General features: G+C 35.0%; 14 protein-coding genes, 1 tRNA gene and 5 pseudogenes. 4 read left to right on the top strand and 16 right to left on the bottom strand.

What is annotated here, in order from left to right; translation table 11 throughout:
• Nucleotides 1-2,595: a WD_0033/WD_0034 family tandem repeat-containing protein gene (locus OOK89_RS02235; RefSeq protein WP_246432744.1), complete on the bottom strand. Its 2,595-nt coding sequence runs from the start codon at nucleotides 2,593-2,595 to the stop codon at nucleotides 1-3.
• 395 nt (nucleotides 2,596-2,990) lie between these two features.
• Between OOK89_RS02235 and OOK89_RS02240 the strand changes: the two genes are divergently transcribed.
• From OOK89_RS02240 to gatC, 3 genes are all read left to right on the top strand, one after another.
• Entirely contained in the window at nucleotides 2,991-3,857 is an 867-nt protein-coding gene (locus tag OOK89_RS02240; RefSeq protein ID WP_006280296.1) for an ankyrin repeat domain-containing protein, read from the top strand.
• A gap of 303 nt (nucleotides 3,858-4,160) precedes the next feature.
• Entirely contained in the window at nucleotides 4,161-5,087 is a 927-nt protein-coding gene (locus OOK89_RS02245; protein ID WP_264719208.1) for a ribose-phosphate diphosphokinase, read from the top strand.
• On the top strand, nucleotides 5,077-5,430 hold the full coding sequence (gene gatC, locus OOK89_RS02250; RefSeq protein WP_015588776.1) for an Asp-tRNA(Asn)/Glu-tRNA(Gln) amidotransferase subunit GatC: 354 nt from the start codon (nucleotides 5,077-5,079) through the stop codon (nucleotides 5,428-5,430). Before OOK89_RS02245 ends, gatC begins: the two co-directional genes overlap by 11 nt.
• Nucleotides 5,431-5,471: 41 nt before the next feature.
• On the opposite strand, the gene OOK89_RS02255 is transcribed toward gatC, so the two are convergent.
• The 15 genes and pseudogenes from OOK89_RS02255 to OOK89_RS02325 form a co-directional block, all read right to left on the bottom strand.
• Nucleotides 5,472-6,734: a Tol-Pal system protein TolB gene (locus tag OOK89_RS02255; protein ID WP_015588777.1), complete on the bottom strand. Its 1,263-nt coding sequence runs from the start codon at nucleotides 6,732-6,734 to the stop codon at nucleotides 5,472-5,474.
• Nucleotides 6,735-6,739: 5 nt separating this feature from the next.
• Nucleotides 6,740-8,374, bottom strand: coding sequence for a ribonuclease J (locus tag OOK89_RS02260; RefSeq protein WP_012673044.1), 1,635 nt, complete (start codon nucleotides 8,372-8,374; stop codon nucleotides 6,740-6,742).
• Nucleotides 8,375-8,713: 339 nt separating this feature from the next.
• Nucleotides 8,714-9,832, bottom strand: a complete 1,119-nt coding sequence (dnaJ, locus tag OOK89_RS02265; RefSeq protein ID WP_015588778.1) for a molecular chaperone DnaJ — start codon at nucleotides 9,830-9,832, stop codon at nucleotides 8,714-8,716.
• A gap of 82 nt (nucleotides 9,833-9,914) precedes the next feature.
• Nucleotides 9,915-9,992: transfer RNA gene (locus tag OOK89_RS02270), tRNA-Arg, on the bottom strand.
• Nucleotides 9,993-10,058: 66 nt separating this feature from the next.
• The gene (locus tag OOK89_RS02275; RefSeq protein ID WP_264719209.1) at nucleotides 10,059-10,535 is read right to left on the bottom strand and encodes a hypothetical protein; all 477 of its coding nucleotides are present in this window, start codon (nucleotides 10,533-10,535) and stop codon (nucleotides 10,059-10,061) included.
• Between the two features lie 23 nt (nucleotides 10,536-10,558).
• Nucleotides 10,559-10,975, bottom strand: a complete 417-nt coding sequence (locus OOK89_RS02280; RefSeq protein WP_264719210.1) for a hypothetical protein — start codon at nucleotides 10,973-10,975, stop codon at nucleotides 10,559-10,561.
• A gap of 218 nt (nucleotides 10,976-11,193) precedes the next feature.
• Nucleotides 11,194-11,505 (bottom strand): annotated as a pseudogene (locus tag OOK89_RS02285) (nuclease/transposase family protein); the annotation flags it as partial.
• 95 nt (nucleotides 11,506-11,600) lie between these two features.
• Nucleotides 11,601-11,861, bottom strand: a complete 261-nt coding sequence (locus tag OOK89_RS02290; protein ID WP_264719212.1) for an HNH endonuclease signature motif containing protein — start codon at nucleotides 11,859-11,861, stop codon at nucleotides 11,601-11,603.
• A complete protein-coding gene (locus OOK89_RS02295; protein ID WP_264719213.1) occupies nucleotides 11,836-12,570 on the bottom strand; it encodes a group II intron maturase-specific domain-containing protein in 735 nt (244 codons plus the stop codon). The genes OOK89_RS02290 and OOK89_RS02295 overlap by 26 nt, the downstream gene beginning before the upstream one ends.
• On the bottom strand, nucleotides 12,564-12,932 hold the full coding sequence (locus tag OOK89_RS02300) for a reverse transcriptase/maturase family protein (protein ID WP_209473350.1): 369 nt from the start codon (nucleotides 12,930-12,932) through the stop codon (nucleotides 12,564-12,566). Before OOK89_RS02300 ends, OOK89_RS02295 begins: the two co-directional genes overlap by 7 nt.
• Nucleotides 12,933-12,941: 9 nt before the next feature.
• Nucleotides 12,942-13,328: a reverse transcriptase N-terminal domain-containing protein gene (locus tag OOK89_RS02305; RefSeq protein ID WP_264719214.1), complete on the bottom strand. Its 387-nt coding sequence runs from the start codon at nucleotides 13,326-13,328 to the stop codon at nucleotides 12,942-12,944.
• A 451-nt stretch (nucleotides 13,329-13,779) separates the two neighbouring features.
• Nucleotides 13,780-14,076 (bottom strand): annotated as a pseudogene (locus tag OOK89_RS02310) (PD-(D/E)XK nuclease family transposase); the annotation flags it as partial.
• A 52-nt stretch (nucleotides 14,077-14,128) separates the two neighbouring features.
• Nucleotides 14,129-15,508: pseudogene (locus OOK89_RS02315) on the bottom strand (IS4 family transposase).
• 54 nt (nucleotides 15,509-15,562) lie between these two features.
• Nucleotides 15,563-15,790, bottom strand: a pseudogene (locus OOK89_RS02320) (IS66 family transposase); the annotation flags it as partial.
• Nucleotides 15,791-15,895: 105 nt separating this feature from the next.
• Nucleotides 15,896-16,237: pseudogene (locus OOK89_RS02325) on the bottom strand (DUF6444 domain-containing protein); the annotation flags it as partial.
• 466 nt (nucleotides 16,238-16,703) lie between these two features.
• Here OOK89_RS02325 and OOK89_RS02330 point away from each other — a divergent pair.
• Nucleotides 16,704-17,345, top strand: coding sequence for a protocatechuate 3,4-dioxygenase (locus OOK89_RS02330; RefSeq protein ID WP_264719215.1), 642 nt, complete (start codon nucleotides 16,704-16,706; stop codon nucleotides 17,343-17,345).
• Nucleotides 17,346-17,433 lie beyond the last annotated feature (88 nt).

The raw sequence follows: 17,433 nt of genomic DNA on the forward strand, positions 1-17,433 counted from the left end.
TCACAAATATAGTGCTAAACCTTGAAAATATGTTATAGCTACTTCTTCCAATTTAGTGGTGGGTTTTGACAGTACACATGTTATTTTACTAGCTACCAACTCAAGTGTCACAGAAGTTGCAATCATTTTAAATGTCACAGAAGTTGCAATCACTGCATTTATATTCTGTACTTTAACATTTACTCTACTTTCTATTAGAGGCTTTACCCCCCCTACATCATTACGTACAGCAGTATGATTTATTTCATTTTTAGTTCCACTACTATGCTGCAACAAGATATCCCCATTAACTTTTATTTCAACATTTTTGTCACTACTACCATTGTTAAAATTTAATCCCTCATCTCTTCTACTTTGTCTTTTTTCTTTTAATTTTAATTCAGTTTCTCTTTCATCAAGTACGGAAACGGTAGGAAATGGGATGTGAGTTTTTTCCTGACCATCTTGATTTATAGCTCTTGTTGTATTAAAAGCTTCGTTGCTTTTACATGATATTGTATAAGTAAGTGGTGTGTAGATTTTTTCTTCACTATCTGGATATTTTATAGTTATTGTTGCATTAAGAATGTCTTTCAGAATATCGTTTTCTCTAGCTATGTCTAAAATTTCTTGAATAACTTTGCGATCATGTAATGCGGCAAGTAACTTATCAGTTACTTTTTGATTATTTTTATGTTTTATGGTTATTGTTGTGTTAAGAATGTCTTTCAGAATACCGTTTTCTTTAGCTACTCTTAACATTTTCTCAACAGCTATACTATCTTTACGTAGTATAGCATAAGCAAGTGGTGTGCAAGTTTCTTCCTGACCATCTGGATATTTTATAGTTGTTGTTGCGTCAAGAATGTCTTTCAGAATATCGTTTTCTTTAGCTACTCTTAACATTTTCTCAACAGCTATACTATCTTTACGTAGTATAGCATAAGCAAGTAGTGTAACAGTTACTCTCCGACCATCTAGACATTTTATAGTTATTGTTGCGTTAAGAATATCTTTCAGAATACTGTTCTCCTTAGAGATTTTTAAAATTTCTTCAATAGCTATACTATTTTCACGCAGTATAGCATAAGCAAGTAGTGTGTAAGTTACTTCCCGGCTATCTGAATGTTTTATAGTTGTTGTTGCGTCAAGAATATCTTTCAGAATACCGTTTTCTTTAGCTACTCTTAACATTTTCTCAACAGCTATACTATCTTTACGTAGTATAGCATAAGTAAGCGGTGCGCAAGTTTCTTCATGACCATCTGGACATTTTATAGTTGTTGTTGCATCAAGAATATCTTTCAGAATACCGTTTTCTTTAGAGATTTTTAAAATTTCTTCAATAGTTTTGCTATTTTTACATGATATAGCGTAAGTAAGCGGTGTGTAAATTTCTTCCTGACCATCTAGATATTTTATAGTAGTTGTTGCGTCAAGAATGTCTTTCAGAATATCGTTTTCTTTAGAGACTTTTAAAATTTCTTCAATAGTTTTGCTATTTTTACATGATATGGCGTAAGTAAGCGGTGTGTAAATTTCTTCTTGACCATCTAGATATTTTATAGTAGTTGTTGCGTCAAGAATATCTTTCAGAATACTGTTCTCTTCAGCTGCTACTAGAATTTCTTTAATAATTTTGCCATCCTCCCAGAACATAGCATGAGCAAGTGGTGTGTAAGTCACTTCCCGGCTATCTAAATGTTTTATAGTTATTGTTGTGTCAAGAATATCTCTCAGAATACCGTTTTCTTTAGCTACTCTTAACACTTTTTTAACAGCTATACTATCTCTACGTAGTATAACATAAGCAAGTGGTGTGTAAGTCACTTCCCGGTCTAGATATTTCATGGTTGTTGTTGTGTTAAGAATATCTTTCAGAATACTGTTCTCTTCATCTGCTACTAGAATTTCTTTAATAGCTTTGCTATCCTTCCAGAACATAGCATAAGCAAGTGGCGCGTAAGTCACTTCCTTGTTATCTGGATATCTTATAGTTGCTGTTGTGTTAAGAATATCTTTCAGAATACCGTTCTCCTTAGAGACTTTTAAAATTTCTTCAATAGCTATACTATCTTCATATAGTATAGCATAAGCAAGTGGTGTAACAGTTGCTCTCCGACCATCTGGATATTTTATAGTTGTTGTTGCGTTAAGAATATCTTTCAGAATACCGTTTTCTTTAGAGACTTTTAAAGTTTCTTCAATAGTTTTGCTATTTTTACATAATATGGCATAAGTAAGTGGTGTGCAAGTTTCTTCCTGACCACCTGGATATTTTATAGTTGTTGTTGCGTCAAGAATGTCTTTCAGAATACCGTTTTCTTTAGCTACTCTTAACATTTTCTCAACAGCTATACTATCTTTACGTAGTATAGCATAAGCAAGTGATATAATAGTTGGTTCTTTACCCCGATGTTTGCTTACTTCCGTAGTAAGAATCCTTTGTTTTTCCTTTTTAGATATTTTTTCTAGTTCTTCAGCAATGCTACTTTTTTTGCCTTTTATTTTTGATGCTAATTTTAAAATACTTTTTTCATCTTTCTCTTTCAATTTCGAATCGTTTACCTGATGAGTCATTTTTTTTCTCAAGGTCTTTCTTATTAAACTAAGCATAACATTTTCTCTCTTCGTGGTTATAATATTTGCTTTTATGAATCAGTTGTGTTGATAATGTATTAATTGCATAGTTCAGACATTGTTTTATAAAGCAAAATTTTAGTAGACCACCTTACAAGAACGTTTCTTGCTAATTCTGAATCCGAAAAAAGGACGCAGTAAAGTTATTTGTAAGGGAAGAATGAAACTTGTAGCTATAGCTAAACTGACTTACGATAATTTGAAAAACCGTCATCCCGCTGCTTGTTAGCGGGATCTAGAGATACCGCGGCGGTATGACGGTTCGCGGCGGGATGACGATAAGCTCGTCATCCCGCTACATTAATATTGTATTAATAAAAACTTAATAATAATCCTTAATAATATATGAACTAACATGTTCGCAATTTCGTATGACAGAGGAAACAAAAGATGGATATGCTTCCTTATACGTTGCAATTCAGGAAGGTAATATTGAAGCTGCAGAACTACTAATAAAATGTGGCACAAACGTCAATGATCATTATGAACGCAATCGTACGCCACTGCATATTGCCATCGGACGCAAACAATTAGAAATAGCAAAATTGCTGATAAAAAATGGAGCAAACGTTAATGCAAAAACTCAAAATCATGGTAAAGATGATCTAACACCAATGCACTTTGCAGTTTTTGCAAATACGCCAGAATTTATAGAATTACTAGCTAGCCATGGTGCATTGATTAATGAAAGAGAAAGTACCGAAGGGTATACTCCTCTTCACTTTGCTGCTTTATATGGGAACAAAAATATAATACAAGCCTTAATTGATAAGGGACAAGATATTGAAGATGTGGACAATAATGGGCGAACAGCTCTGTTTTTAGCTGCTAGGCAGTGCACTGAAGCAGAAGATGATAGCAGAATAGAAATTATCAAGTATTTGATAGACAAGCTCAAAGCAGATGTAACAAAGAAAGACAATAATAACAATGCAGTACTCTTTCCTGCCGCTAATAATTGCCCTGGAAAAGTGGTAGAATTCATCATTGAGCAATATATAAAAATCTTTGAGTTAGAGAATTTTATCAACCACAAAAATAATGATGGAATGGATGCTTTGGATATTGCGCTGAATAGTGGAAACGAGAAAGCTATTGAAGTATTAAGATCATATGGAGCAGATATCAAGAATAAGGTAGATGGTAGCATTCAAAAAATTACTGCAGAAAAACCAAGTAGTACCCTAGACAGAGCAGAAAGTGCAGAGGTAGCGCCTCCAATTAAGCAAAGAGTATAAAGCTTTTTATAAAGCGATTATAAATTTCAGTAAGTTGCAGAGGCTCTACAATGGGAAGTGTAGTATGTTAGCAGATACAAATGACTAGATAAATTATATTTCATTAAAGTCATTTATCTTGAAACATAAGCAGGATTTTGTATAGTTGTTTCAATTTGGGTCTGTATATTGAAACAACGCGTGAAAATGACAGGTCATTGTACAAGAGGTACCTAATTCACCGACAAGAATGCTAGATAAAGACACTTACATTTCAATTATTTCACAATTTCTGTATAATCTTAAAAACTCAATTAGTGCGTTATGAAGATAATAATAGGTAATGCTAGTAAGGAATTAGGGGAATCAGTAGTTAACCGGCTAGATGTTCAACCATCCTCTGCTTGGATATCAAAGTTTACCGATGGCGAGGTAAATGTAGAAGTAGCAAATGATCTATATAATCAAGAAGTATATATAATACAATCTCTTTCTCCCCCTGTGAATGATAACCTTATGGAGCTTCTGCTCATAATTGATGCAGTAAATAGATTAGGAGCCAAAAGGATAGTAGTAATTATCCCTTATTATGGATATAGCAGGCAAGATAGAATTATCAAGAACAATAATATGCAATCTGCTTTAAGTGCTAAATTAGTTGCAAATCTTATTCAAACTGTAGGTGCAAGTAGTGTTGCAGTTATTGATTTGCACTCAAGTCAAATTGAAGGATTCTTTGATGTACCGATAACTAATTTGAACTGCTTTGAAGCATTTGTTGACTCTATACACACGGAAAATTTGGCAATTGTTGCACCTGATGTTGGAGCAATTGGTAGAGCACGTGCTTTTGCAAAGACTTTAGAGGAAAAGTACAAGATAGGGTTAAGTGATAAGATTATTGTAGTAGATAAATATAGGGAGAAAGCAGGCACATCTCAAGTAATGAACATAATAGGAGAAGTTGCAAACAAAAATTGTGTCATTGTTGATGATATAGTTGACTCTGGTGGAACGTTGTGTAATGCAGCTCTTGCTTTAAAAAGTTACGGAGCAAAGTCCGTAACTTCATGCATCACACACGGTGTGCTTTCAGGAAGTGCAGTTGAGAAAATCTCTTCCTCTTCTTTAGATAAATTAGTGATTACGGATACCATACTTCACAAACTTGAAAAAACTGGTAAAATAGAAGTTGTTTCGGTCGTAGATATTTTAACTCACTTTATCCAAGGAGGTAAAGATGCCAGCTAAGTCAACAGAAGACGTTATTACTTCACTAATAGAATTTGCAAATAAGAGAAAAATAACAATTACCAAGGAAGAAATGCTTAAAATTGCACAGCTTGTAAGGATTAAGTTATCAAATGACGAGATTGATCACTACTCCAAAGAACTGACAATGCTGGATTGGATACATGATACTTTATTGCAAGTTAATACTGAAGGTGTTTCTCCTATGCGTTATGGCAGCATAGACAAGGACATTCATGTACGCGATGATGTTATAAATTCTCAAAACATTAAAAAAGAGATATTGTCCAATACAAAACCTGAGCATGGGTATTTCGTAGTGCCAAAGGTTATAAGCGATTAAAGTAAAATAAGGCTCATATCAAATCTATAATAGATCTACTTTCAAAAATAAGACCAATCCGGTAAAGAAGCATTTGTGGGAGTGGAAACCATTTTTTGATTTTTCTTTACTAAGTCTACTAAATATAGTTTAGAGTTGCTTGGTGATTCTGTTCTTGTAAAAATGATTTCTCTACCATTTGGTAGCCATGCCGGGGATTCAATTTTATGCCCCTCTGAAAGCAGACGTTCTTCTTTGCCATCTGGCTTCATAACTCCTATGTAAAATTTTCCTGACTGAATCTTTGTAAAAGCTATCAGATCTCCTTTTGGCGACCAAACAGGCGTAGCATATCTTCCACTTCCAAAACTAATTCTTTTAGGTTTTTTACTTTTGTTAGTAAAATCGATAACGTACAGTTGCTGACTCCCACTTATATCAGAACTAAAAGCCATATACTTTTGATCTGGAGAAAAAGAGGGAGAAGTGCTTATAGCTGAACCTTTAGTAATTTTTTTTGTTCGTTTACTACTTAAATCCAAAGATAATATATTCGTTTCACCACCCAATGAGTGGGAAATTAAAAGAGATTTACCATCGGGAGAAAATCTTGGTGCAGAAACAACTCCTTCAAATGCGCTGATTATTGATTCAGTGTTATCTTTTAAATTTTTTAATATTATATAACTTTTACCATTTGCGTACGAGATATAAACAATACCCTTTCCATTTGGTGAGAATCTCGGTGTTGACACAAATCTATCGCCATTTGTTAAGTATTTTATATTACTTCCATCTTGATTCATCACAGCAATTTTACGCACAGATTTGTAGTTGCTATCTTTTTCTTCAGCGATATACGTGATTTTTGTGTTGAAGTGCCCTTTCTCACCAATTAATCTATCATGTATCACATCCGAAACGAGGTGACCAATTTTTCTCCAGTCTTTTGCTGGAAAAACAACTGACTGAGTAAGTAATTCTCTTTTTGTAAAAGTGTCAAATAAACGAAATGATAGCTCTAATGCACTACCAGATATTTCGCTTAAACTTACTGTGACTACAGTATCGCTTTTCCAAGATTTAGATTCAGCTTCCGCGCCACGTTTTACATTAAATAAGCCACAATTAGATAAATTTGTTCCTATTACCTTTGCAATATTTTCGCTTAATTCGCTTTCCAACGCTGTTTTACATGTACATTTAGATACAACAAGACCAATGTTGCCAACACTGCTTTTTTTTATATCAACATATAAAGCAGCTTTTGTAAAATAAGGAATAAATAACGAAATAAATAACACCAGATGAACGAATAGCTTCATTCATTTCATACCTGTTCTATCTGAACCTCAATTATAGGCCTTTTTAGTAAATATTCCTTTAAGATACTCAATATTGAACTTTCAATCTTATTTTTAATTTTTTTTGTTGGCTGCAAACTAAACAACGACTCAACTTTCTTGACAATTTTCTGTATGGTAGCTGCATCTTCTAGCACTTCAAAAACACCAGGTACAAATACTTTTGGTTTAGCAAGCAATTTATTTTTCTTGTTTACAACTGCTGTTACCACAATAACTCCGGCATCTCTCATCCTTTTACGCATTTTTATAACACTGCTCTCCGGATGACGTAGCAGCATACCATCAATACCAAAGTAGTCAACATCAATTGAATCAACTTTTTCTCCGTTCTCCAAATTAACAATATCACCTGGTGCAATCATTATTGCTTTTGCCACACCGCACTCTTTAGCAAATTTTACATGTGCATGCGTGTGAATATATTCGCCGTGAACTGGAATAGACATCTTCGGTTTTATTAAAGAATACATTTCCTTTAGCTCTTCTCTTGTTGGATGCCCAGAAGCATGAACATGCTCTGTTTTTTCAGTAATAACTTCTACCCCCATCTCAATAAAGGCATTGAGCATGTTGTGCGCACGAGTTTCATTTCCAGGAATGATTTTTGACGAAAAGATCATGGTATCACCTTGCTGCATTTTAAATGCTTGATGACTCTTAGCAGCAAGTCTTGCGGTAGCTGCCAGTGGCTCACCTTGACAACCTGTGCAAAGTAGCACCAGTTCTTCCCTTGGAAAATTTACTGCTTCCTTTGCTTCAAGAAACTGAGGAGAATCAGTTAAATAACCACTATCTTGCGCAACTTTCACTATTCTCCATAAAGATCTACCAAGTAAAACTACTTTTCTATTTAGTGCTTTTGCAGCTTGGCTTATCGTTTCAATTCGTGCCACATTTGAAGCGAATAGCGAAACAGCAACTAATTTTTTAGACCGCTTTATTATGTTATAAATATTATTATAAATTTCACCTTCTGACTCAGGGTGATGCTTGCTTAATATATTGGTTGAATCGCAAATTGCTGCAAGCAGGTCACCTTTATCGCCAATTTCTTTTAGACGCTCCATATTAGAAGTTAATCCAACAACAGGTTTTGGATCAAATTTCCAGTCTCCGGTATGGAGTGCACTACCCATTTCAGTGCTAATTAATATTGAATTTGCCTCAGGAATTGAATGAGTTACATTTATAAATTCGACGGTAAAAGGACCCAAATTTATGCTGCCATTTATGTCTACCTCTTTCACAGGCACTATACCTTCCAATCGAAATTCTTTTAGTTTCTCTTTAAGAAAATTAACCGTAAACTTTGTTGTATATATGGAGCACTGCAACTCTTCCCACAAGTGGGGCACTGCACCGCAGTGGTCCTCATGTGCATGTGTAATTATTATTCCAAGTAAATCTTTTTTTCTTTGAGCAATAAAATCTATATCAGCAATGAGCAGCTCAACACCTGGCATAGTTTCATCTGCAAAACCAACACCAAGGTCGATCATAATCCACTTACCTTGGTAATGATATAGGCTAACATTCATCCCGATTCTTCCTACTCCCCCAAGCGGAAGAAATAAAAACTCATTTTTGTTTATATTCATTAAATTTAAATTATTAAAACCTGAGAATAGCAAAACTTCGACCTTAAATAAAGAAATTTATTGCTTTTACATAGTTTTATAGCTAACCCAAGAAAGGTTTCCCAACGTCATACCGCGATTCATTCGCGGTATCTCAGCATAGATTCCGCTAACGAGTAGCGGAATGACGAATTTGTTGTTTTTCAAATTGTAGGTAAACCTAAGCCACTTTAGCTATAAGGAGCTAAGAAGTTTCTATTGGCTAATTATTGTTAAGTTTTCCATGAGTGAGATCAAAAAATTGCAGGATTAAATGAAAACCCGTAAACAGTTACCCCTTCATGTCATTTAGCAGATTTCTTATTTTTTTTTTACTTTACTAAAAAACCCTTCAGATTGCTGTTGTACACTTGCATTTTCCTCTTCTTCAAGCGCTTTTAATAGTTCAATTTGCTTTTTAGTTAAATTTTTTGGATTTAAAGTCTCAACTATTACCTGTACGTATAAATCACCACGAGCATGTGAGTTCATATATGGCATACCCTTTTCCCTACAACGTAGTTTGGTACCAGTTTGAGTGCCTTCAGGGACCTTTACTTTTATTTTAGCTCCATCAATTGATTGAATATCGATTTCACCACCAAGCACTGCTAGTGTCATTCTTATAGGCACTTTACAGTGTAAATCTGCTTTATTTCTAGCAAAGATTTTATGGAAAATTATTTTCACGTATACGTATAAATCTCCACTTTTTCCACCTTTTGTTCCAGCTTCTCCTTTACCACTTATCCTTACCTTAGCTCCTTCTTCTATGCCTTTTGGAATTGAAACGGATATATTTACTTCATCTCTTCTACGTCCACTTCCACCACATTTCTTACATTTGTTTTGTATTATTTCTCCTTCCCCATAGCATGTAGTACATGTTCTTTCGATGGTAAAAAAGCCTTGTTGAGTTCTAATCCTACCGCTTCCCTGGCATGTGTGGCACTGAACTGGTTTAATTGCTCCTTCGCCACCTGTGCCTTGGCATGTATCACATTTTACATTTGTCACATAATGTATAGGCGCTTGTATTCCTTTAAATGCATCTTCTAAGGTAATTTCAAGATCATAACGTAGGTCTGCTCCAGATACTCCTGTTGTACTTCTTTTTGCTCTCGATCTACTTGCACCACCACCGAATCCTCCACCAAAGAAGTCATTGAATATGTCGCTAAAATCTCCTGCAGAGCTAAAGCCTTGAAATCCACCAGAAGCACCTTCGTGGCCATAACGGTCATAGCCTGCCCTTTTCTCAGAGTCAGACAGAACTTCATATGCAGCTGTTACTTCTTTAAATTTTTCCTCTGCTTCTTTATTGCCAGGATTTCTATCAGGATGATATTTTAACGCTAATTTTTTATATGCTTTTTTTATCTCATCAATATTGGCATTTCTACCTACTTCCAGCAGATCATAGTAGTCTTTTTTGCTCATATATAATAGTTTAGTGTTTAACCTTTAAAGATAGGCATTACATATATTAATTTCAAGTGTGACTTCTGTTTCCTATAAAATGTGGTGCACCCTGAGCGACTTGAACGCCCGACCTTTTGATCCGTAGTCAAATGCTCTAATCCAACTGAGCTAAGGGTGCTTTCACAAAGTTAACTTTAGCAGGTTTTGTAGCTTGATTCAATTAATTTGGCTAAAAATAAAACTGTTAATTTTTATCACGCGTGAACCCCTTACAATTCCCAAACTTCTGTTGCAAATAAGGATTATCAAATGCATTTTGAGGAGGAGCGCTTGGAGTAGTATTAGGATATTGAGGAGAGTAAGGAGGTGGTGCATCACGAGAAGAATCTCCATAACCATGCACTTGTTTAAGATAGCTATCTACCGCTCTTTCAGCTTTCTCGATATTTTCTGATTCTTCCTCATGCTTCATATGAAAAGCTAAACCACCAGTAAAACACACAAGAGAATTAACACCAAGGATAACTAAACCCCACACTGGTAAGACTGGGTAAACAGCACAAGCTACCAAAGCTGCCAAAGAAACAGCGCCAACCGCAAATTCTATATTCCTAAGCATCTTAAGTTTATTATCCAGGTAATCTATTTTTTCTTCTTTTCTAGCCGTTTTTCTGCTGCTGTTATACCAAAAACACATACCAGCATGGAAAGCAACACACATAACTGCAACTGCTATACCTAAAGCTAATAACTTCCTACTATCTTCTGATTCTCTTTTTTCTCTTGATGAGTGGTATTACCATTGTTAATATTCGTTATATTATTAACCGTAGTATGACCACCAAACAGGTTGCTAAGTAGTAAATAATCCCAAAAGTCTAAACCTCTATTATTGTGTACATGTATATGTGTAGTCTGAGAGCTTGTAGGTTGTGCGTTATTCCCTGCGTTATTTCGCTGGCTTCTGTTTTCTCTAGTACTGCGTTCATAACTTGAATTTTGATTCTCATTAAATCTTTTATACACATCGTTAAAATTCTCCTTGCTCCAAGTTAAATTCGGTGTATTATTACAATACTGTAGAAACCCTTCAATATTATTACCTAATTTCTTTATATAGGCTAACGCATACCTTTTTAAAGCACTATCTTCTACTACCATAAATACCCTCTTAAGTTAAGATTAAATTAATAAATACTTACTTATTATAACAAGATAACATCTACTTGTCAACTTGAGCCTGATTCAAGTATCCGTTCAGAGTGTGGCAGAAGAACTTATTCAAATAAAGTAGGTGGTAAAATATAAACATTTTATAAAGTGAAAAATGGACTTTTCAGACCACTGCCGAGCTAAAAAAGCCCTGAAAACCGTGATACTTAGGCCACTTCTTGCTTAAGCTGTACAATTTCAGCTTGAGAAAGGCCAGTGGATTCAGCTATTAAATTAACAGATACACCAGCTTTAAGTAAATTTTTTGCAACTTCGATTTTTCCTTTCTCTATACCTTCCTCAAGTTTGTATTCAAGAATGGCTTCTTCCTTACGTAGATCCATTATTCTTTCTTCATATGCTACTAAATCTTTCTCATCCCAACGAAACTTGTCCAACTCATCATATGCTAGCTTTATTATTGGTGATTCCTCTGCAATTTTCTTTAGATCTTCATCTGTTGTTTCTTCTGCGTACTGTTGTCTAAGTGAAGAAGGTCGCCCTTCCTCACTCGACTTCAAAACCGTACGTGAGACTTTGCGCCTCATACGGCTTCTCTCCAATTTGGAGCTTTTCATGCACACCTCCTGTGTAATTCATCGTGACAATGTCCATGTAACAAAGATAAGTTTTTGATCATGTTGTTTCGTCTATTCCGGTCTTTGTGATGTATTTCTATTGTATCATCACTTTTAAACCATAGTCTACAATTATCGCATTTACTTTGTTGCAACCTCAATAATTTTATTACTCCTAGTGGCTTATCTGGTATTTTTCTCAGACGTTTACCCCAATATACCCAATCACCATCATATGGGGATCTGGTTTTTTGCACTTTGTTTAATAACATGATCGCTGTGTATAGTAAGACGTACCTTGTTACTTGTCATAAAGCGCCAGTTTTCGTTATTATACTTCTTAAAGTACTTTCTTTTTATCCAGCATCTCCCTTTGTTTGGGTGCCTAAAGACTGCCCACTTCCAGAGCTTTCTATGTATAGTATTATCCAATGAGCTAAAGATTTTACATGAAACTACCGAAGAGTAATATTGACTCCATCCTCTGTTTATTGGATTGAGATTCCTTATTATTACTTCCTGTGGCGCCCCACGCATTTCTCTAAGTTTATGTTTAATAGCAAATGTATGCTGCTTTATAGAATTACGACTTGGTTTTATTAATAATGTGTAACCTTTTTTACTTTCTTTTGTTGGATATTGTCTTATTGAAAATCCAAGAAAATCAAATCCTGGTTTTGTTTCGTCAATGGTTCTTAATGTATGAGAAATTCTTGTTTTAGAGGGCTTTAATTTTAGTCCAATGGTTTCTAACCATTCTTCAACTAAAATTTTTGCTTTAAGAATAATCTCTTCGTTTTCATGTATGATGACAAAATCATCACAGTAGAAAATTACACTAATAGACTTTTGCGCGTTTTTATGCGATATCCTACCATATTTTCTTTTCATGCATTGAAAGAGTTCGTTTGTTAATGCTTTTTTGACATGTTGCTCTAATCCGTGTAATGCAACACAAGCTAGCAACGGTGCCTCCTTGAATTGTACCACGTTTTGTGGATTGAAACTTTCCATCTTCCATAACGCCTGCCCTTAACCATCTTCTTATGATTTTCTTTAACGTTGGTGTGGTTTTCAAGCAGTTTATTATGGTTAATATTGTCAAAACATCCAGAAATATCAGCATCTAATACATATGCTGTTTTCTGTTTTAGCACATCAAATATGGCTTCAATTGCATCATGACATGATCTACCAGGTCTAAAACCATAAGTGTTTGGCTCAAGTTTTGCCTCCCATTCTGGTTCTAAAGCCATTTTTACAAGTGTTTGTGATATAGTAGGTATACCAAGCGGGCGATGCTCCGATGGCTTACCAGGTTTTGGGATTCAGACGCGTCATGATGGCTTTGCTTTTTCTTTTATATCTAAAGAATATGATAGTTCTAATCTTTCTTTTTGATTAAGATTAGCCTTTCCATCAATACCTGCAGTCTTCTTCCCCCTATTGTCCTGTGTTACTTTCCTAAAAGCGAGTGTTTTTGCACTTGTTGATTTGAGCAATAATTTTTGAAGATTATGCATCTTTTTGATATCATTACATTTAGAGGCTTGGTAAATTCGTTTTTGTAGCTTAAATGAAGATTTCTTCAGCTTTCGCCAAGGAATTCCATTCCATTCATACCTAGCTTTTTGCTGGTCCATAACATATTCACTACTATTCACCACTTTACCTTCCAAATTAAAGTGTTTACGTCTGCATATCCCAGATATTACTTTGGGCATTAGCTTCTTAAACAATCCTTCCACATAGCAGCTTGTGGTTGGCTACCTACTTATATTTTAATGAATATAAGAGCTTTTATGTGGTTACTCCGTTCCATGGCTTCGTTTCACGTTAAACTTAGATTCCTACTATTTGCCGGAAGCTGGGAACATCAATAACTAAAGTCTTCAATCTTTAGTTCCACTTTTGCTTCATACCGTTTTGGTCTATGCGTAATTCAACCTCCTTTCGCATACTATGCTTTGACGACAATTCAAACATAGGTTCCTCTCGTAATCATATCTAACTCTGTTTGCAAGGATTCACCATGAGGTTTAGTGTTACCTGCTTTTATCTCATGCTTGCACCCCAAAGGTTGCCACCCTTTAAAATGTGAGATATACATTATCCCCGATGTCTAGGGAAAGTGGAATTTAACCACCACAAAACCACGACTTTCAGGGTCGCACTAAAAAAATAAATCCATTTTTCAACAATATTTGAAAGCTGATCCTCTTTTGTCTTATTAAACTTTGGTAGCTCGATGAAAGTGCAACTAAAATCTTTGAGATCATGTTCATAGGTAATTTTATCAAAAGTAACGTGATCAGATTTGTAAGCCAGCTTGTTAGGAAATAAGATAAAATCGGCGATAGCAATAAAAATAACTCCTTTAAGATCTTGATCACCTTTGTGAGCTTGACTTGAATAAGCTTTAGCAGCATAGTATTGAGCGCGTTTCTCAAAACCTTTATCACGAGCAAACTGGTCAGGTAAGGAAGCAGTATTACTACTACTCCCTCCCTTAGAAACCTTACTATTACCCACAAATATGAGGTTCGTGAGCAAGTCGCCATCCTTCTGCTAAATCAAAGAGACGTTTATATCCTTTCCAAAGAGTAATTGGTCCTGGTTTTGGGTCGCTTTTTCTTGCTAAATGACCTCCAAGTTCACGAAACGGCTTCTTTTATAGTAGGGGCTATATTTGGACATGGTTTCCTGTGTATTTTAACATATAAAACTTTCCATTCCTCCTCAGCTAATAAGGCAGTACATGGTAATGTTGGGTTAGTTCTTGCAATTGATGTAATAAAGAAAATTCTCCAAGCAATAATGCTCATGACTGTTAAATACCTCATTAATCTTTCTGCTGTTCCAAGTCTACATTCCTCAACTTTGAGACCAGATTTTAAAATCTTATGCAATATCTCTATTTTCCATCTCAAACAATACCAACTAACTTTTTCAACAGCTTCTTCAAAAGTACTGACCGGAAAAAAGCATCCACTCTAGAGGACTTGCTTCGGGAGGAGAGTTTTTTTCAACAACATGAATTGCGTGAAGTTGTAGACTCTGTCGGTTTATATTTTATGTGACCTTCTTTACATTTTATATGGCCTTCATGTGATAAATTTTCCGAATCTAATTTCTAAAAACGCTGTCCTTTTTTGCTTGTTATCTCTAGCAGGGATTTCAACTTCTACTTTTCCAGCGCAAGGGAGGCCTTGGATAAATGACCATAATTTTTGCTTGTTCCTGGTATGCATGAATTTTTTATTTACATTTCTGTTGTGGCGAGCTCTTACTAAAATTGCTGAGTTAAGATTATGTGCAAGTTCAAAAAAATCATGCATATCTGCTTCTCTGTCACATACAGTTATAGCTTCGGTTTGGGCCAGATCTATAATATTATTTGTTTTCTTTAAACTTTCTAGCCATTTCATACTTTCTTTATCCTCAATATGAACGTTGTTACGATGGCTCTTTAGTCTTTTTTCTTCTTCAGAAATGAGTTGCCTCGAGTAAATCTTTTGATCCAGTATTCCCAGCTTCCGTACTAACAGCAAGGGCTGTATGCATTACTGCTCCTTTTCCAGCAATAGTTCCCAATCCGCTTATGGCTTGAGTATGAAATATAAGTTGTATCTTGAATCACAAGAATTCTTTTATGAGCTTTTGTTCTTTCAACTGTTTTATCAATGTGTGAAGCTAGAATATCGACTTCTTTTACGTTCTCATTTTGAAAAAAACGTTATGCTGCTTTTGCTTCTGACCAACTTCCGCATGCCTCATTAATTGAGCTTTCAGGTAAACTTATCAAACTATCAGCAATCTTTACTAATCGGTCAGTTAATCTTTTATCTCCAAGTACAGCATCTCCAAATTCATTTTTAGCCCATTCATTACTCTCGTTTGCCATTTTTATACCCTCAATATTTGCAAACTTTAATATTGTAATACTTTATTTATAAGTACATTTATATTTGTGGGTAATAGTAAGATTTGATATGCTGCCAACACTTATGTTCAAATTAAAAATGTCATTTATGATACTAGCCACTTCACGCTTTGAGTTTTTGTAAAATCCGCTGAGTGCTGCAATTATAGACTTAACCCTTGGACCAAATGTATCTGGCGTAACACCTTCTGGTAACTTGCTACTTTTTCTTTTTCTGCATCTCCAACAACGACCATGTTCCAATTATAGCTCTTTTTACAATAATCCGAACAGACCGTAATATGCTACTGGCCTGCTATAGCCATAAACACATATCTTATCGCATTCGGACTATTATAAGAAAGGCTATACTACATAAGGCCTAATTTCCGGAAGATCAACTTTTTGGTGAACATAAGGTTTTTCGCATATTACAAGCTCTCCTCCGCATTCGCAAATATTAGGCAACTCTATTTTTACTACTTTATCCGCTTCCATTGTGGCATGAAAATTTCCTTTATGCCCAACCTGATCGCCAACATTCCTTTCGCTTTTTGGCTTGTCCTTTTTTATTTTGTATAGCTCTTTTGAGCTGGGCAGGGATGAGTTTTTTGAATTTAAACCGAGCCTTTCCTTTAATTCAGCGTTCTCTATCTTTAAAGCTTTATTTTCTGCTTTTAAGTTTTCTATCTCTGCTTTCAGTTTTTCTATTTTTTGCTGTAAATTTTTGCAAAGTTCTCAAAGGTTTACCACATTACCTCACTTTTGCTCTATGATTATCTTTATTATCTTGCTTTGTCTACCTTATTCTACCACTCCGCTGAACGGATACAATTTACTAAACAGAAAAAAAGGCAAAAGAAACCCTAGGGTAGCTAGTTATTCACTATCCATTTTTTAAGTTGGCGTTTTTTAATGTTTTAAATAGCGCGTTTCAGCTTGTGTAGGTAAAAACCTAGAAATATTGTGAAGACATAAGGTGCACATAGTGCAAAAAATTAAAAATAAGACGCCAACTACGTTGTTTTCTTGCTGTTTAATCTGCACAGATGAAGATAACTGAATACCTTCAGTTTCATGATAAGGGGGCTGGCGAAGGGTGTCAAGCAAGTTTTTTCGTTTCTATTTCCAATAAAAGTTTGTTATATGGTTATGCAAGAAGTCTATTATAAATGAAATGAATGTGAAAAATATCTTGTTAGCACTTTTAGTACAAATGATATTCAGTTTGCCGCTATTTGCAGCTGATCCTGTTTTGCTCAACTGCATTAAAACTCCGGAAATATATGACCTTGATGCAAGGCCGAAAAATTTTAGCTCTTCAAACAATTTAAGAAGGAAACCTGGTTCTCCAAATAGTGCAATAGGAGAATTAATACACATAGTAGGTAAAATTACTGATATAAACTGTTTACCAATACAAAACGCTGTAGTTTCTATATGGCACGCGAATTCACGCGGCGTGAACCATTACGATAAGAATATAGAGGATGATCTGAATTTTGCTGGATCAGGAAGGTTTGTAGTGAATAATCTTGGCTATTATAATTTTATTACGATAGCACCTGGTAAAATTGGTGATAGAGCTCCACATATCAACTTTCTAGTTCAACATCCGGATTTTCCAGAATTCACAACGCAAATGTTTTTTGCTGACCATAATTGCGATAATTGCGCTGATCCTGTTCTTGAAGATTTTGTTAGTAATGGGCTTGCAAGCCTTCTCATAACACCATTTACTTACAGTGATCAGGTCATAAAAACCTATACGTTTAACATTACCTTGGGCGGATATAATAAGTTCTCTAATAAAAGATAAAAAACCTTGCATGTAAGGGAGTCCATAGTAAACTTAAGTGTTATTGTACTTAGGATGTATATGAAAAATATCTTACTGATGTTTTTGC

Source organism: Wolbachia endosymbiont (group A) of Lasioglossum morio (assembly GCF_947250585.1).
In the GTDB taxonomy this organism is placed as follows: domain Bacteria; phylum Pseudomonadota; class Alphaproteobacteria; order Rickettsiales; family Anaplasmataceae; genus Wolbachia; species Wolbachia pipientis.

What these genes read in the sequence shown, in the direction of transcription:
- OOK89_RS02235 (WP_246432744.1), bottom strand. Translation starts at nt 2,595, where the DNA reads ATGCTTAGTTTAATAAGAAAGACCTTGAGAAAAAAAATGACTCATCAG.
- OOK89_RS02240 (WP_006280296.1), top strand. Translation starts at nt 2,991, where the DNA reads ATGACAGAGGAAACAAAAGATGGATATGCTTCCTTATACGTTGCAATT.
- OOK89_RS02245 (WP_264719208.1), top strand. Translation starts at nt 4,161, where the DNA reads ATGAAGATAATAATAGGTAATGCTAGTAAGGAATTAGGGGAATCAGTA.
- gatC (WP_015588776.1), top strand. Translation starts at nt 5,077, where the DNA reads ATGCCAGCTAAGTCAACAGAAGACGTTATTACTTCACTAATAGAATTT.
- OOK89_RS02255 (WP_015588777.1), bottom strand. Translation starts at nt 6,734, where the DNA reads ATGAAGCTATTCGTTCATCTGGTGTTATTTATTTCGTTATTTATTCCT.
- OOK89_RS02260 (WP_012673044.1), bottom strand. Translation starts at nt 8,374, where the DNA reads ATGAATATAAACAAAAATGAGTTTTTATTTCTTCCGCTTGGGGGAGTA.
- dnaJ (WP_015588778.1), bottom strand. Translation starts at nt 9,832, where the DNA reads ATGAGCAAAAAAGACTACTATGATCTGCTGGAAGTAGGTAGAAATGCC.
- OOK89_RS02275 (WP_264719209.1), bottom strand. Translation starts at nt 10,535, where the DNA reads ATGTGTGTTGCTTTCCATGCTGGTATGTGTTTTTGGTATAACAGCAGC.
- OOK89_RS02280 (WP_264719210.1), bottom strand. Translation starts at nt 10,975, where the DNA reads ATGGTAGTAGAAGATAGTGCTTTAAAAAGGTATGCGTTAGCCTATATA.
- OOK89_RS02305 (WP_264719214.1), bottom strand. Translation starts at nt 13,328, where the DNA reads ATGCCCAAAGTAATATCTGGGATATGCAGACGTAAACACTTTAATTTG.
- OOK89_RS02330 (WP_264719215.1), top strand. Translation starts at nt 16,704, where the DNA reads ATGAATGTGAAAAATATCTTGTTAGCACTTTTAGTACAAATGATATTC.